Origin of the sequence: Falsirhodobacter sp. 20TX0035 (genome assembly GCF_028307215.1) — a bacterium.
Taxonomy (GTDB): Bacteria; Pseudomonadota; Alphaproteobacteria; order Rhodobacterales; family Rhodobacteraceae; genus Falsirhodobacter.
On record NZ_JAQMHV010000003.1, the window covers coordinates 186,228 to 201,455 of the forward strand.

The window sequence follows — 15,228 nt, forward strand, 5'->3', positions numbered from 1 at the left end:
CCGTGTGCTTACTGCCCCCGCACAAGAAGAACATTCTTCGGAAGGGGGACAGACATTTGAAGATCGGAGCGGCAAGAGAGATCTTCGCAGGCGAAGCGCGGGTGGCCATGACACCCGACAGCGCCCTGCAGATCCAGAAGCTGGGGCACACGTGCCTGATCGAAGCGGGTGCGGGCGCCAAGGCCGGCTTCACCGACGACGCCTATGCCAAGGCCGGCGTGACGGTGGTTCCCGACGCGGCGGCGCTGTTCGCCGAGGCCGATGTGGTCGTGAAGGTCCGCGGGCCCGAGGCGTCCGAAGTGGGCCTTCTGCGCGACGGCCAGACCCTCATCAGCTTCTTCTGGCCCGCCCAGAACGCCGAGCTGCTGGAGCAGGTGAAGGATCGCGGCGCCACCGTGGTCGCGATGGACATGGTGCCCCGCATCAGCCGCGCGCAGAAGATGGACGCGCTGTCGTCGATGGCCAACATCGCGGGCTACCGCGCGGTGATCGAGGCGGGGAACAACTTCGGCCGCTTCTTCACGGGGCAGGTGACGGCGGCGGGCAAGGTGCCCCCCGCGCGCGTGCTGATCGTGGGCGCGGGCGTGGCGGGACTTGCGGCCATTGGCACCTCCACCAGCCTTGGCGCGATCACGCTGGCCTTCGACGTGCGTCCCGAAGTGGCCGAACAGATTGAATCCATGGGGGCGGAGTTCGTCTATCTCGACTTCGCCGAAGCCGGGCAGGACGGGGCCGCGACGGGCGGATACGCAGCACCATCTTCCCCCGAGTTCCGCGACGCGCAGCTGAAGAAGTTCCGCGAACTGGCGCCTGACATCGACATCGTCATCACCACAGCCCTGATCCCCGGCCGCCCCGCGCCCAAGCTCTGGACCGAGGACATGGTCGCGGTGATGAAGCCCGGATCGGTCATCATCGACCTTGCGGCCGAACGCGGTGGCAACTGCGACCTGACCAAGCCGGACGAAAAGTTCGTGACCGACAATGGCGTGACCATCGTCGGCTACACCGACTTCCCCAGCCGGATGGCGACGCAGTCCTCCACGCTTTATTCCAACAACATCTGGCACATGCTGGCCGATCTTACGCCGAAGAAGGATGGCGTGATCGACCACAACATGGACGATGACGTCATCCGCACGGCCACGGCCACGCATGACGGCGCCGTCACCTTCCCGCCGCCGCCCCTGAAGATCAACGCCATCGCCGCGCAGAAACCGCGCGAAAAGGCCAAGGAGCTGACGGTCGAGGAAAAACGCGCGGCCGAGGTCGCGAAATTCAAGGACCAGACGAAGACGCAGGTCGGCCTTCTGGTCGCGGCGACGGTGCTGCTGCTGCTGGTCGGCGCGGTGGCCCCGGCCAGCTTCATGGCGCATTTCGTGGTGTTCGTGCTGGCCTGCTTCATCGGCTTCCAGGTGATCTGGGCCGTGTCGCATTCGCTGCACACGCCGCTGATGGCCGTCACCAACGCGGTGTCGGGGATCATCATCCTCGGCTCGCTGGTGCAGGTGGGCGCGGGCGGGTTCCTCGTGGTGCTTCTGTCCTTTGTCGCGATCCTGATCGCCACCATCAACATCGTCGGGGGCTTCCTCGTGACGCGGCGCATGCTTGCCATGTTCCAGAAATCGTAAGGGGGCGGGCATGGATTACGCACTGGTTTCCGCGGCCTACATCGCGGCCGCAATTCTCTTCATCCTCTGCCTCGGCGGGCTTTCGGGGCAGGAAAGCGCCAAGCGCGCCGTGTGGTACGGCATCGCGGGCATGGCGCTGGCGGTCATCGCCACGCTGTTCGGCCCCGGCGCGGGCTATCTGCCGCTGGTGCTGCTGGCGATCCTGATCGGCGCGGGCATCGGCTGGTATCTGGCCAAGACGGTTGAGATGACGGCGATGCCGCAACTGGTCGCCGCACTCCACAGCTTCGTGGGTCTGGCCGCCGTCTTCATCGGCTTCAACACGCACATCGTCATGACGCGCGTGCTGGGTCTGGATGCGGGGCTGCTGACGGGCTTCGAATATCTGATCGCCCACAAGACCCCGGCCGAGATCGCGATCCTGAAGGTGGAGACGTTCATCGGCGTCTTCGTGGGCGCCGTGACCTTCACAGGGTCCATCGTGGCCTTCGGCAAGCTGTCGGGCAAGATCAACAGCAAGGCCACCAAGCTTCCGGGCGGCCACTGGCTGAACGCGGGCGCCGCGGCCTTTTCGCTGATCCTGCTGATCGCCTATTGCAACGGTGCGGGCGGCTGGACGCTTCTGCTGATGACGGTCTGCGCGCTGTTCATCGGCTATCACCTGATCATGGGCATCGGCGGGGCGGACATGCCGGTCGTGGTGTCGATGCTCAACAGCTATTCGGGCTGGGCGGCTTCGGCCATCGGCTTCTCCTTGTCGAACGATCTTCTAATCGTCACAGGGGCGTTGGTCGGGTCTTCGGGCGCGATCCTGTCCTACATCATGTGCAAGGCGATGAACCGGTCCTTCGTCAGCGTGATCCTGGGCGGTTTCGGCACCACCACCGGCCCCGCCATGGCGATCGAGGGGGAGCAGGTCGCCATCGACGCCGAGGGCGTGGCCAATGCCCTGAACGACGCCGACAGCGTCATCATCGTGCCGGGCTACGGCATGGCCGTGGCGCAGGCCCAGCAGGCGGTGTCGGAACTGACGCGCAAGCTGCGCGCGGCGGGCAAGACGGTCCGCTTCGGCATCCACCCCGTCGCGGGCCGTCTTCCGGGCCACATGAACGTCCTTCTGGCCGAAGCGCGCGTTCCCTACGACATCGTGCTGGAGATGGACGAGATCAACGACGACTTCGCCTCCACCGACGTGGTCATCGTCATCGGGTCGAACGACATCGTGAACCCCGCCGCGCAGGAGGATCCGAACTCCCCCATCGCCGGCATGCCCGTTCTGCGCGTGTGGGAGGCCAAGCAGGTCTTCGTGTCCAAGCGCGGCCAAGGCACCGGCTATTCCGGGATCGAGAATCCGCTGTTCTTCAAGGAGAACACCCGGATGTTCTATGGTGACGCCAAGGGGTCCATCGGCCAGCTGGTCAACCTGATCGCCTGAACCAAGAACGCCCCGCAGCCGCGGGGCGTTTTCATTTCGGAACGTCAGGTGCGGCAACCGCGTTGCTTCCGAAACAGGAGGCTACACATGTTCAAGTTCATCGGCGGCACCATCGGCGTCATCTTCCTCATCGGCCTGATCGTGGTGATCCTGCTTCTGAAGCTGATCTTCTGATCAATCCGGCACGCGGGCCAGGTCGTCCAGCCAGACCTGCGCCACCGAATCCGAAGGGGCGCGCCAGTCGCCGCGTGGCGAGAGCGAGCCCCCGCCGGACACTTTCGGCCCGTTCGGGATGGCCGACCGCTTGAACTGGCTGAACGCGAAGAACCGTTTCAGGAACCCTTCCAGCCAGCGTTTGATGGTCGGCAGGTCATAGGTGTGCTTCTTCGCCTCCGGCCAGTCTTCCGGCCAGCGGCCTGCCTCCAGCTCGCTCCACGCCCGCCATGTCAGGAACGCGACCTTCGAGGGCGCGAAGCCATAGCGCAGGATATGGAACAGGAAGAAGTCGTGCAGTTCGTACGGCCCAATCGTGGCCTCCGTTCCCTGAAGCTCTTCCCCCGGCACCAGTTCGGGCGAGATCTCGGTGTTCAGGATCGACAGCAGCACGGCGTTCGTGCCCTCGTCGAACTGGTCCGAGGTGGCGGCCCAGCGGATCAGGTACTGGATCAGCGTCTTCGGCACGCCGGAGTTCACGGCGTAATGGCTCATCTGGTCGCCCACGCCATAGGTGCACCAGCCCAGAGCCAGTTCCGACAGATCGCCCGTGCCGATGACGAATCCGTTGTTGTGGTTGGCCAGCCGGAACAGGTAGTCGGTCCGAAGACCGGCCTGCACATTCTCGAACGTGATGTCATAGACGGGCTCCCCCTTGGCGAAGGGGTGGCCCATGTCCGACAGCATCTGCGTGGCCGTGGGGCGGATGTCGATCTCCGCCGCCTCGATCCCCATGGCGCGCATCAGGGTCCAGGCGTTGGACTTCGTCCCCTCGCTGGTGGCAAAGCCCGGCATGGTATAGCCGAGGATCGTCGACCGGGGCAGCCCCAGCCGGTCACAGACCTTGGCCGCGACGATCAGCGCGTGCGTGGAATCGAGCCCTCCCGAAATGCCGAGGATCATCTTGCCGCCGCGCGTCGCCTCGAACCGGCGGCGCAGGCCGTCCACCTGAATGTTGAACGCCTCATAGCAGTCCTGGTCGATCTTGTCGGCGCGGGCGGGGATGTAGGGGAAGCGGCGCTGCACCCGGTGGAACCCGATGTCCTTGGTCGACGGCCGGTGGGCGAAACGGACACGGCGGAAGGGGCGCCCGTTCTCGGCCGCGTCGGCGAAGGTGCCGGTGCGCATGCGCTCGGACAGGATGCGGCCCGCGTCCACGTCGGCGATGCACAGCTCCGGGTTCATGGCGAAGCGTTCGGACTGGGCCAGCATCTCGCCCAGCTCGTAGATGCCGCCCTGACCGTCCCACGCCATGTCGGTGGTGCTTTCGCCTGCGCCGGCGGCGGAATAGGCATAGGCCGCCACCGCGCGCATCGACTGCGACGCGCACAAAAGGTGCCGGTCGTCCGCCTTGCCGATCGTGATGTTGGAGGCCGACAGGTTCGCAAGGATCACCGCCCCCGCCAGCGCCGCCGCGGTGGAGGGCGGGGTGGGCGACCAGAAGTCCTCGCAGATCTCGGCGTGCAGGATCAGGCCGGGCAGGTCCTCCGCCTCGAAGATCAGGTCCGGGCCAAAGGGCACGGTGCGGCCCGCCACCGTGATCTCTCCGCCGGCATGACGGCCATGGGCGAACCAGCGCTTCTCGTAGTATTCGCGGTAGTTCGGCAGGAAGGATTTCGGCACGACGCCCAGGATTTCGCCCTTCGAGAGCACGGCCGCGCAGTTGTACAGCTTGCCGTCCCGCCGCAGGGGCAGGCCCACCAGCACCACGGGCGACAGGTTCGCCGTGGCCTTGGCCAGATCGGCCAGCGCCTCTTCGGCCGCGGTCAGCACCGCCTCCTGCAACAGCAGGTCGTCGATGGCATAGGCGGTGATGCACAGTTCGGGGCAGATCAGCACATCCACATGCGCGCGGTCCGCCTCCTCCATGCGGGCGCGGATGGCGTCGCGGTTGAAGGGGATGTCCGCCGGCCGCACCGACGGGGTGCAGGTGGCCACGCGGACAAAGCCGTGACTGTGGATCGAGGCGAAATGCATGCGTGAACCTTTCACGAAGGGGGCGTCCCTTCGGTTCTAGCGCCCGGACCCGCGCCGTAAAACAAGGAAGGGAACGATTTCGGTCCGCCGGCGATGACTCCTGTAACCAGTGATGCGAGGAGAAGCGGGATGACACAGGCGAAACTCAGGCTGCAGGTGTCGGGGGAAACGGCGGCACGCATCGCGGGGGAAGCGGGCGCCACGAAGGCCGAACAGGTCCACGCGGTGCATTTCGACACGCCCGACCATGCGCTGGCCGCCATGGCCGCCTCGCTGCGCATCCGCCATTTGCCGGACCGGCAAGTGCAGACCGTCCGCACCCCGCAGGGCGAACGTGACAAGCTGGTGGAGGGGGACGTTCCCGTGCTGGACCCCTCCGGCCCCTTGGGCAAGACTGCGGCCGCCGATCTCGTCCCGGTCTTCACCGCCCGCTACACCCGCCGCAGCTGGGCAGTGGAGGAGGCGGGTCAGACCGTGGAGGTCGCGCTGGACGAAGGGGAGATCGCCGCCGGCGACCGCCGCGCCCCGATCCTCGACCTGATCCTGACCGGGGCACCGGGTGCGCTGGTGCCTGTGGCCCGCCGTCTGGCCGGGGATGCGCAGGTCGCGCCCCTGTCGAAGGCCGAACGCGGTTACCGCCTTGTTGGTCCTGCACCCCTGCGCCTGAAGGCGGCCGAGGTTCCGCTGACGGCGACGATGACCGCCGCCACCGCCTTCCGCGAGATCGCGTGGTCCTGCCTTGGCCAGTTCCGCCAGAACGAGGATCTTCTGATCACCAGCCGGACCGCCGAGCCGCTGCACCAGGCGCGGGTCGCGTTGCGGCGGTTGCGTTCGGCCTTTTCCATCTTCCGGCCGATGCTGGGCGACAGCGGCGCCGATTTGCGCGAAGGCCTGCGGGTGCTGGCCTCCGAACTGGGGCAGGCGCGGGATCTGGACGTCCTGCTGCTGCGCACGCCGCAAGGTCCGCTGGGCACCCGCATCCGCAACGCGCGCGAGGCGGCGCATGACGCCGTGGCCGAGGTTCTGGGATCGGCCGAAACCCGGATGCTGCTGCTGGATCTGGCGGCCTGGCTGCACGACGGCGACTGGCTGCGGGACGACGCGCGCGCCACTCTGCGGGAAGAGCCGGTGACCGTATTCGCCCAAGAGGCGCTGTTCCGCTATCGCCGCAAGGTGAAGAAGGGCGGCAAGGGCCTTGCGACGCTGGAGGACGAGGTGCGCCACGACCTTCGCAAGGACGCCAAGAAGCTGCGCTATGCCACGGAGTTCTTCACCCCCCTGTTCGTGGCCGAGGCGCCGAAGCGGCACCGCAAGTTCCTGGGCGCGCTGGAAACGCTTCAGGACCATCTGGGCGACCTCAACGACCTTGCCGCCGCCCCGCATCTGCTGCAACGCCTTGGCATCGGCGAGGAACCGGGCGCCGCGGACCTTCTGGCGAAAGGCCAGAGGAAGCGCCTGCTGCGCGCCGCGGAAGGCGCCTATGACCACCTGATGGAGGCCAAGCCCTTCTGGGCCTGAGGATCGGGCGGCGGGCCGCCATCCGGACATCACATGTTCGCGACGAACTTAGGCGAAGCACAACCCAAGGTTGCACAGGGAAAACCGAGGTGTCATCTCGACCTCGTGAGAACTTGCCGGTGCCCCCCGTGTCCCCTAAGCAGGACTGGGGAGTTTCCGCAGGAAAAACCGAGGTTATGCCATGACATACATCGCTTCCAAGAACCGTTCCCCCTTGGATCTTCATGAAATCGGCCAGTCCCATTCAAAGGACAGCTGGCTCGTGTCCGACTGGAACGCCGGGCAGTCTGGCCTCATGCAATGGTCGGCCGACAACGTCCGCAAGGATAAGGACGGCAATGTGGAGCTGATCCTGTCGCGCGCGCCCGCCGGATCCGGCCGCGCCTATGAAGGGGGCGAGATCCAGGGATCCACCTCCGCCACCACGGGCACCTGGAGCTGGACCGCGCAGGCGCCCGACATGGTGCCGGGCGCCGTCTTCGGCATGTTCACCTACAAGTCCGACTGGCAGCACCAGCCCTGGGTCGAGTTCGACTTCGAGTTCGTGGGCGAGGACACCACCAAGGTCCATCTGGCCATCCACATGGAGGATGCGGCCGGACGCCACATGACCCTGAAGCCAAGCGAACTGGACCGCGCGATCATCGACCTCGGCTTTAACGCCGCCGAGGGGCAGCACACCTACGAGGTGACGGTGACGAACAAGGACGCCACCTTCTACGTGGACGGAAAGGTCGTGGCCGTGTTCAGCGGCAAGGACATGATGGGCGACGTGTGGAACATCGGCCCGATGACCAGCTACGTCGACCTCTGGGCGGTGGACAAGGGGCAGGAGGCATGGGCCGGCCAATGGAAGGGGCTGAGCGCGCCGCTGGTCGCCAGCCTTGCGGACGCCGAGATCCGGCCCGGCGAATATGGCAGCAACTACATCCCCGACGCAGGATCCGAAGGTCCGGACGCGCCGCCCACCGATGATACCGATGACGGCGCCTCGGACGACGGCATTCAGGGCACGGACGGGAACGACCTCCTGAAGGGCCATGGTGGCGACGACACCATCTTCGGGCTTGGCGGCGACGATGTCATGGACGGCAAGAAAGGCGCCGATGCGATGCATGGTGGGGCAGGCGACGACGTCTACCTTGTGAACGAGGCCGGGGATCGCACGATCGAGGCCGCAAGTGCCGGCCACGACACCGTTCAAGCCCGCGTCGGCTGGGTTCTGGCCGACCATGTGGAGGATCTGATCTTGCGCACCGGCGCCAGCATCGACGGCACGGGCAACGCCGCGAACAACCAGCTGACGGGCAACAACGGCGCCAACGTCCTTTCGGGTCTCGCGGGTGCCGATACGCTGGACGGCGGCGGCGGGTATGACATGCTGATTGGCGGGCTTGGCAACGACGTGCTGACCGGGGGGAAGGGCGCCGACACCTTCCATTTCACGAAAGGCGACGGCCACGACATCATCACCGACTTCGACACCAGCGACGTGATCGAGATCGCGGGCCATTCCAGCTATCATCTGCGCGATGAAAGCGGGGGCACGCGCGTTGTGCTGTCCGACACCGACAGCCTGTTTCTGAAGGATGTGGTCAGCACCGATCTTGGGACTGAGGATTTCCTGTTCCTCTGACCCCGCAAGCGACCACCGACAGCTGCCGGCCTTCAGGCCGGCAGCGTGCCCGATCAAGATTTGCCGGGGCCGTACCAAAGGCCCGTGCGCCAGCCTGAATCAGAAGATCCGTCCGGTGCCTTGGCGACCATGCGTAAAGGCCGCCCGAAGGCGGCCCCTTATCACCACACAACAGGCTCCATTGGGCGTGGTCCGCACAGAACATCCCCCAGGCCACGGCTTCTGAGAAAGGGCCGCCCATGTAGATGGAGTGCTCTGATGCCATCAGACCATGGTAGCCGTGCTAGTCCGCGGCGAGCATCGGCCGTAGGGTCAGGCGAGAAGTATTAACCGTAGGGATCGTGGTCATCTGCAAGCCCTTTTGCTCCTGCCTACAGCAACCTCAACATGGATCAATCTTCGCGATGTCTCAATCGACGCTCGGAGCCCTTAGCTCACCTTTACGCCAGCCGCTGCACGGCGCACGTCTGTGTTAGGCTAACACAGCCAACTGGGCCGGCACCACCTTCAGACCTGTTGCATTCCGCCGTCGACGAACAATTCCACGCCTGCGATGAAGCTCGCCTCATCGCTGAGTAGGAAAAGTGCGGCAGAGGCAACTTCGCTTGGGCGCGCCATACGCCCCATTGGTATGGTCGCGACGATGGCTGCGCGAACGTCGTCTGGAACAGCCGCCATCATCTCGGTATCCGTAGATGCGGGTGCCAGAACGTTGACGCGGATGCCGCGAGAGACCAGCTCGGCCGTCCAGGTGCGGGCGTAAGCACGAACAGCCGCCTTCGTCGCACCATAGGTGGCATAGTCGGCAATGCCCGCACTCCCGGCGACCGATCCCATCAGCACGACGGATCCCCCTTCACGCATGATGGGAACCGCTGCCTGAAGCCCGAACACCAGTCCTTTCACGTTGACGGAGAAAAGACGGTCGAAATGTTCAGGGGTCATTTGGCCCAGTGATGCCGGCTCCGTAATGCCTGCATTAAGGACCAGCGCGTCTATGTGCCCCTGCTCTTGCCGGATCGTCTGCACCACCTGCGCCAGATCCTCGGCATTGCTCGCGTCTGCGATCAGGCCGCGCGCATCATGGCCGATAGCCTTCGCGGTGTGTTCGACATCCGCAGATTGCCGCCCGGTCAGATAGACCTTTGCGCCTTCGGCGGCCAGCCGCTCGGCGATCGACCGACCGATCCCCTTCGCGCCGCCAACGACCAGCGCGATCTTGTCCGTCATGCGTCCCATGATCATGTCCTCATACTGGAGGGGCATCATTCCACTGTCCGGGCGGCCTGCGCGATCACTTCGGCCACCTCGTCGGGGCTCGTCATCGGCAGCATGTGGCCGTTTTCGATCTCGACGACCGTCGAACCCGCGCGTTTGGCCATGCGGCGCTGCAGACCGGTCGCGATGACCCGGTCCTCGGTAGCAATGACGGCCCAACTCGGCTTCCCGCTCCACGCCGCAGCATCAACCTCGTGCGCGAGGTTCGCCGAGTTGGTCATGGGCTGGGATCTTGCGACGAAGCGGGCGTCTTTGTCAGAAAGGCCGTTACCGTTCAGCGCGCCGAATGCGTCTTCACCGAGCAGGAAATGCCCATCGTCAAAGATTTTGAGCTTGTCAGCCGTGAACTCCGTCGGCTCCGAGGTCAGGAGCATGTTGGCGCTTTCCCCGATGTCCGGCTGGAAGGATGCGACATAGACGAGGCCTTTCACGTCCGGGTCGCCACCGGCTTCGGAGATGATCACGCCGCCATATGAATGACTGACAAGCAGCACCGGGCCGCCCTGAACGTCCAGGTTTCGCTGGACCGCCGCAATGTCATCCTCGACAGATGTCATCGGCAGTTGAGAGATCGTGACGTTGAAGTCCTGTGCGATCAAGCGCTCGTAGACCTCTCGCCAGGTGCTGCCATAGACGTTCCCCCCGTGAACCAGAACGATGTTCTGAACGTCAGCGGCGGCCATGCCCGGCAGTGCCATTAGAGTGCCAAGCGCTACGCTTCCGAACAGTGAGAGAGTGCGAAGAGTGTTCATTGTTGGTGTCTCTGCCGTTGCTCATTGCTTTCCGGATGTGAGATAGCCATGGCCCGCACCCATCACTATACTGATTGTAATGATAGCGCTTATCAGCAGAGACTATGAATGGATCGTCGCGATCTTCCCGACCTGCTCTTGTTTCAGGTGGTGGCCGAGGAGGGCAGCTTCACCCGCGCTGCCCTGCGGCTAGGATGCGCGCAGTCGGGGATCAGTCAGGCGATTGCCGCACTGGAACAACGCATCGGCCTGCCCCTGCTGGCGCGGACGACGCGCAACGTGCGCCCGACCGAGGCTGGACAGCGCCTTCTGAACTCGTTGAACCCGGCACTTCGGCTGATCGAGGACGGGCTGACCGAGCTCAGGGAGGCGCGCGGCGGGGTGGTTGGCACCCTGCGGCTGACCTCCCTCGAATATCCGGCAAGAGCGATCATGATCCCTGCGCTGACGGGGTTCATGGAGCGATATCCGAACGTGATCGTGGATCTGCGCATCAGCGACCGGCTGACCGACATCGTCGGGGCCGGGTTCGATGCCGGTATCCGGATGGGTGCGCATCTGGAGCAGGACATGTCAGCCGTGCCCCTCGGTCCCGACCTGCGCGCGGTAGTTATCGGCTCGCCCGACTACTTCGCCCGGCGCGGGGTTCCGTGGCGTCTGGAAGATCTCGCCGACCACGCCTGCCTGAACTATCGCCATGCGAGCCACAGCGACCTGTTCCGATGGTCGTTCAGGCAGGGCCAACGCCGCGTCGAGATGGCCGTCAAAGGTCCGCTGATCGCCGACGATGCCCATGTGCTGATCGAGGCCGCGCTCGCGGGGCAAGGATTGATCTACCTGTTCGAACCATACGTCTCGGAACATCTGGCAGCGGGCCGTCTTCGCACCTGCCTTGAAGAGTTCTGCCCGCTCTGGTCGGGGTATCATCTCTACTACCCCGGCAGGCATCAGAAATCCGCCGCGCTTGCGGCGCTGGTCGATTACCTCCAGTCCAGAAAGCTGCGATGAGCGTGAGATGCCTATGGCGCTTATCCGGACATCGACGCCGACGAACGTCCGCTTTGTCCCATGATCAACGTGCAGAGCCCGGAGCGGACTTTTGACTTTAACGCCATACGTGCCCACTCCGGTGACTGGTGACCCGTGCCTGACGGGTGCTGCAGGGCAAACCTTGCAGTTCGATGTCCGAAGTTAAAGCGCGGCAAGCATTTGGCGCTCTGCAGCCAACGGCAATGCATCTCCGCGTTGCAAGGCAAGCTTCGATTGCAACGCCACAGCTGTGCGGAACTCAGATGAACCAAGTTCCGTCAGTGCCGCCAGCGATTTTTGCAAGCGAATTTGAATCTCCACCGCTGCGGCACCATCGCGAGCGATCACCATGAACGCATCCTCCAGCATGTCGTTGTCGCTCAGGGCTTTCATGTAGACGCGATCATGTTGCGGTTCCACGTCCAGCGGCCCTTCGGCCCAGAGTGTCAGCAACCGAGTTATTCGCCCGATTATGTCGATTGCGGTGCCGGAATCATTCATGGCGGGGGATAGCGCCCGCGACGCCACTTCAGCCAACACCACAAGACCGAAGCGCGGGTCCTGATCAAAAGACCGCTCCTCGCCCACCGTAAAGGCATCCAGTGCATCCTCGACCTCAGCCGTCGCCCAGCCGAGGATCGTGCCGCGATAGATAAAAGCCCCTGGCAATTTCAAGACGTGGATGCGGCAGCCCAACCGATTGGCAACCGCTTGCAAGGCTGCAGTGTCGATGTGCTGAAGATAGCCAACCTCATGCGCGAGGATCGGATGGGCGTGCGACGGCGGGTCGTAATATGGCTGACAGCCAAGATAGGGATTCTTCAGCCGCCGCTCTATCGCCTCGCGCGCGGCGGCTTCCACACGGCCCGCTGTCTCCCCTACGCGGCCAAGGCGGGTCAGATGGTCAATCCACCGCAGTAACGATATAACGATCAACCCGATGATGCCGATGGTGAAGAAGAACAGCACGATCCGCCCACGCTCGCCATAGGCTCCTGTAGGCAGCACGATCAGCCCGACAATGGCGAACAGGAATGATCCGATGAAGGTCGAGAGCGCATTCTGCGAGACGCGATCCTCGATCAGCAAGCGGGTCGCCCGGGGCGTCACGTTGCTGGTTGCAGACCCATATGCCGCAGTCACGATACTCAGAGAGAATGTTGTCACTGCCAGCATCGACGAGGCGATGATATTCAGGAGTCCGCCGACCGCGTCAGCGCCGATCTTGCCGGGCAGCGTCCATGGGATGAACCTTTCCACCACGGCAGCAAGTATCGCAACCGCGATCCCAAGCATCCCGATCAACGTTGTTCGGAGCCAGAGCCTGCGCGTCAGCCGGGTGAGAACCCATTTCCAGCGGCTCATCTGTATCTCCATCTATGCCTGCGGCTCAACGAGACGTTGGCGCGTGCCGTTCCATCCGGGCCCTCCGCTTCATTACAATTCGACTCCGCCCGCTTCGCTCTGCGTCGATCCGCACGGGGGGCAGAAACCGACCGGTCCCGCAAGACACAGGCCGTTTGACGCTTAAGTTCGTGCGCAGGCTTCCCAAAGTTGAGAGGAGCCGAGAACGATAAAGGTATGCCGATATTCTTAATGCTGCGACAGCTGCGCTAGCGGCGTCGCGGGTCGAATGGCCGCTTTGTCCCATGTGCTGCCGCAGCGGTCGGGTCCAGGCGCGGGAACGCTTTGAGCCCAAAGCCGACCTTTAACACCCGTAGAACGTTTCCTGACAAGAGATGCGGCATTAGGTCACGAACCCTACTCGTTGACGGTTAGGCTCGCATGGTTATCTTGCGACCCGAGGCGTGTGCTGCGTGCGCCCAGGGTTCCCCCTGAATACGGAGACCAACTCAACCTTTTCCGGAAGGAATGCAGAGCCATGTCCAACCATTCCCACAGGGGCAATCCGACCTTTCGCCGCTTTCTGAACAGCGAGGCTTCGGGCGGCCTGGTCCTCATGGGCGTCGCCGTTCTGGCCATCCTGACGGCAAATTCTCCGCTCGCCCCCACCTATTTCGACGCACTTCATGCCTATGTCGGTCCGCTGAGCTTGCAGCACTGGATCAACGATGCGCTGATGGCGGTGTTCTTCCTGATGGTGGGGCTGGAGATCAAGCGGGAGATGACGGATGGCCAGCTGTCTACATGGCCGCGCCGTATCTTGCCGGGAGTGGCCGCGATCGGCGGCATGGCCATCCCTGCGCTGATCTACGTCGCGTTCAACATGAATGATCCGGCCGCCTTGCGGGGTTGGGCGATACCGTCGGCCACCGACATCGCCTTCGCGCTTGGTGTGCTGTCGTTGCTAGGTCCGCGCGTCCCCGCGTCGCTCAAGGTGTTTCTTGCAGCGCTGGCAATCATCGACGATCTGGGTGCAGTGATCGTGATCGCGCTCTTCTACACCGCAGATCTGTCGGTGCCGGACCTCATAGGGGCAGTGATCGTAGTTGTGTTGTTGGTCGCCCTGAACCTGCGGCGGGTGGGCAGCCTAACGCCCTATCTTGTGCTGGGTGTCGTTCTATGGGTGCTGGTGCTGCGGTCCGGCATCCATGCGACGCTGGCCGGCGTGATCCTCGCGCTGACCATTCCGATCAAGCTGACCCCCTCGACCCCGGAGGCATCTCCGAACGACTCGCCCCTGCACCGGTTGGAACACGCGCTGCATCTCCCCGTGGCGTTCTTGGTTGTGCCGATCTTCGGCTTCGCCAACGCGGGCGTATCCTTCGTGGGCGTAACCCCGTCCGTGCTGGTGGAACCACTGACACTGGGCGTGACCGCCGGCTTGGTTCTTGGCAAGCTGATCGGTGTCTTTGGCGCGGTGGTGCTGATGGTGCGGACGGGATTGGCCGACCTTCCGGCAGCGGCAAGCTGGGGCCAGGTGCTAGGCGTGTCGCTTCTGTGTGGTATCGGCTTCACCATGAGCCTGTTCATAGGCCTGCTGGCTTTCGACGACCCGATGATGCAGGATCGCGTGAAGTTCGGCATCCTAGCTGGATCGCTGCTTTCGGGACTGGCCGGCTATGTCATCTTGCGTGTTGCGCGACGCGAGGTTCAAGTTAAGTAACGCGTTCTGCGGGGCATTGAATGACTGCAATGTCCCAGAATGCGACCTAGACACAACCATGGTTGTGCTGCGAACAGCGTGCGGCGGAGAACTCTTCTTCAGCGCCGCACGTGAGGCGGCGCATCGGTGGTGACGCCAAGGATCCAGTCCTTCTGCTGCGCGAGAGGGCGTGCGTCGTCGTCACGCTCGGGTTCCTGCGCAGCTTTCAACCCTCCATTCGCATCTGCGGCTCGCAGCCAAGATTCTACGACGGAGTGGTCTTGCTGGTCTTGTATCCGTCCGTCGTGCGGGTAGTCGCTCGACCATAGGTGCAAATAGATCGCGGCTAATGTCGAGGCGCGCTTTGGCACCGCCCACTCGTCATGGAGCTAGACTGCAGATCGGGCAGCGCGACGGATGCGGTGCAGGAACGGCAGACCTGCGTGGATAGACTTTGCAACCTGCCCAGTCACCTTGAAATGAAACACGAACTTCACACCGCAGATACTCTCGACCCAACGCCGCCCGCGCGTTTCTCCGCCACTGCGTGCTGCCAGTCTCGCCATATCCGTTCGCACAAAGTCGATGCAGAAACTGCGCTTTTCCGTCGGGCAATGCGTCGAGGTCGTCGAGAAAGCAATCCGGAGCGAGTGACAGATCATGCCAAGCGAAGTAGGCCTCGGGGAGGAGATGGCATGGTCGATCCCGGCAAT

11 protein-coding genes are annotated in these 15,228 nt (G+C 63.9%); 7 read left to right on the forward strand and 4 right to left on the reverse strand.

What is annotated here, in order from left to right:
- The first annotated feature begins 56 nt into the window (after positions 1 to 56).
- Genes PIJ50_RS06270 through PIJ50_RS06280 form a run of 3 tightly spaced genes read left to right on the forward strand, consistent with a single transcriptional unit; the run spans position 57 to position 3,240 of the window.
- Positions 57 to 1,631 (forward strand): Re/Si-specific NAD(P)(+) transhydrogenase subunit alpha, encoded by a 1,575-nt coding sequence (locus PIJ50_RS06270; RefSeq protein WP_271973682.1) that lies wholly within the window; start codon positions 57 to 59, stop codon positions 1,629 to 1,631.
- A gap of 10 nt (positions 1,632 to 1,641) precedes the next feature.
- Positions 1,642 to 3,066, forward strand: coding sequence for an NAD(P)(+) transhydrogenase (Re/Si-specific) subunit beta (locus PIJ50_RS06275; protein WP_271973683.1), 1,425 nt, complete (start codon positions 1,642 to 1,644; stop codon positions 3,064 to 3,066).
- A gap of 48 nt (positions 3,067 to 3,114) precedes the next feature.
- Positions 3,115 to 3,240: a small membrane protein YohP gene (locus tag PIJ50_RS06280; RefSeq protein ID WP_271973685.1), complete on the forward strand. Its 126-nt coding sequence runs from the start codon at positions 3,115 to 3,117 to the stop codon at positions 3,238 to 3,240.
- On the opposite strand, the gene PIJ50_RS06285 is transcribed toward PIJ50_RS06280, so the two are convergent.
- On the reverse strand, positions 3,241 to 5,256 hold the full coding sequence (locus PIJ50_RS06285; protein ID WP_271973687.1) for an NAD(+) synthase: 2,016 nt from the start codon (positions 5,254 to 5,256) through the stop codon (positions 3,241 to 3,243).
- Between the two features lie 129 nt (positions 5,257 to 5,385).
- Here PIJ50_RS06285 and PIJ50_RS06290 point away from each other — a divergent pair, with 129 nt between their 5' ends.
- Together PIJ50_RS06290 and PIJ50_RS06295 are read left to right on the forward strand one after the other, a co-directional pair.
- Positions 5,386 to 6,774 (forward strand): CYTH and CHAD domain-containing protein, encoded by a 1,389-nt coding sequence (locus tag PIJ50_RS06290; protein ID WP_271973689.1) that lies wholly within the window; start codon positions 5,386 to 5,388, stop codon positions 6,772 to 6,774.
- Between the two features lie 181 nt (positions 6,775 to 6,955).
- A complete protein-coding gene (locus PIJ50_RS06295; RefSeq protein WP_271973690.1) occupies positions 6,956 to 8,410 on the forward strand; it encodes a family 16 glycosylhydrolase in 1,455 nt (484 codons plus the stop codon).
- Positions 8,411 to 8,917: 507 nt separating this feature from the next.
- Here the strand turns inward: PIJ50_RS06295 and PIJ50_RS06300 are convergent.
- Both PIJ50_RS06300 and PIJ50_RS06305 read right to left on the reverse strand, forming a co-directional pair.
- Positions 8,918 to 9,679 carry an SDR family NAD(P)-dependent oxidoreductase gene (locus PIJ50_RS06300; protein ID WP_271973692.1) on the reverse strand — a complete coding sequence of 254 codons (762 nt, stop codon included), beginning with the start codon at positions 9,677 to 9,679 and terminating at the stop codon, positions 8,918 to 8,920.
- Complete coding sequence (locus PIJ50_RS06305) at positions 9,676 to 10,386, reverse strand: alpha/beta hydrolase (RefSeq protein WP_271973694.1); 711 nt, start codon at positions 10,384 to 10,386, stop codon at positions 9,676 to 9,678. The genes PIJ50_RS06300 and PIJ50_RS06305 overlap by 4 nt, the downstream gene beginning before the upstream one ends.
- A gap of 162 nt (positions 10,387 to 10,548) precedes the next feature.
- Between PIJ50_RS06305 and PIJ50_RS06310 the strand changes: the two genes are divergently transcribed.
- Positions 10,549 to 11,448 carry a LysR family transcriptional regulator gene (locus PIJ50_RS06310; protein ID WP_271973695.1) on the forward strand — a complete coding sequence of 300 codons (900 nt, stop codon included), beginning with the start codon at positions 10,549 to 10,551 and terminating at the stop codon, positions 11,446 to 11,448.
- Between the two features lie 183 nt (positions 11,449 to 11,631).
- Here the strand turns inward: PIJ50_RS06310 and PIJ50_RS06315 are convergent, their stop codons facing one another.
- Entirely contained in the window at positions 11,632 to 12,834 is a 1,203-nt protein-coding gene (locus PIJ50_RS06315; protein WP_271973696.1) for a DUF2254 domain-containing protein, read from the reverse strand.
- Positions 12,835 to 13,351: 517 nt separating this feature from the next.
- Between PIJ50_RS06315 and nhaA the strand changes: the two genes are divergently transcribed.
- Positions 13,352 to 14,536, forward strand: coding sequence for a Na+/H+ antiporter NhaA (nhaA, locus tag PIJ50_RS06320; protein ID WP_271973698.1), 1,185 nt, complete (start codon positions 13,352 to 13,354; stop codon positions 14,534 to 14,536).
- Positions 14,537 to 15,228: the final 692 nt, after the last annotated feature.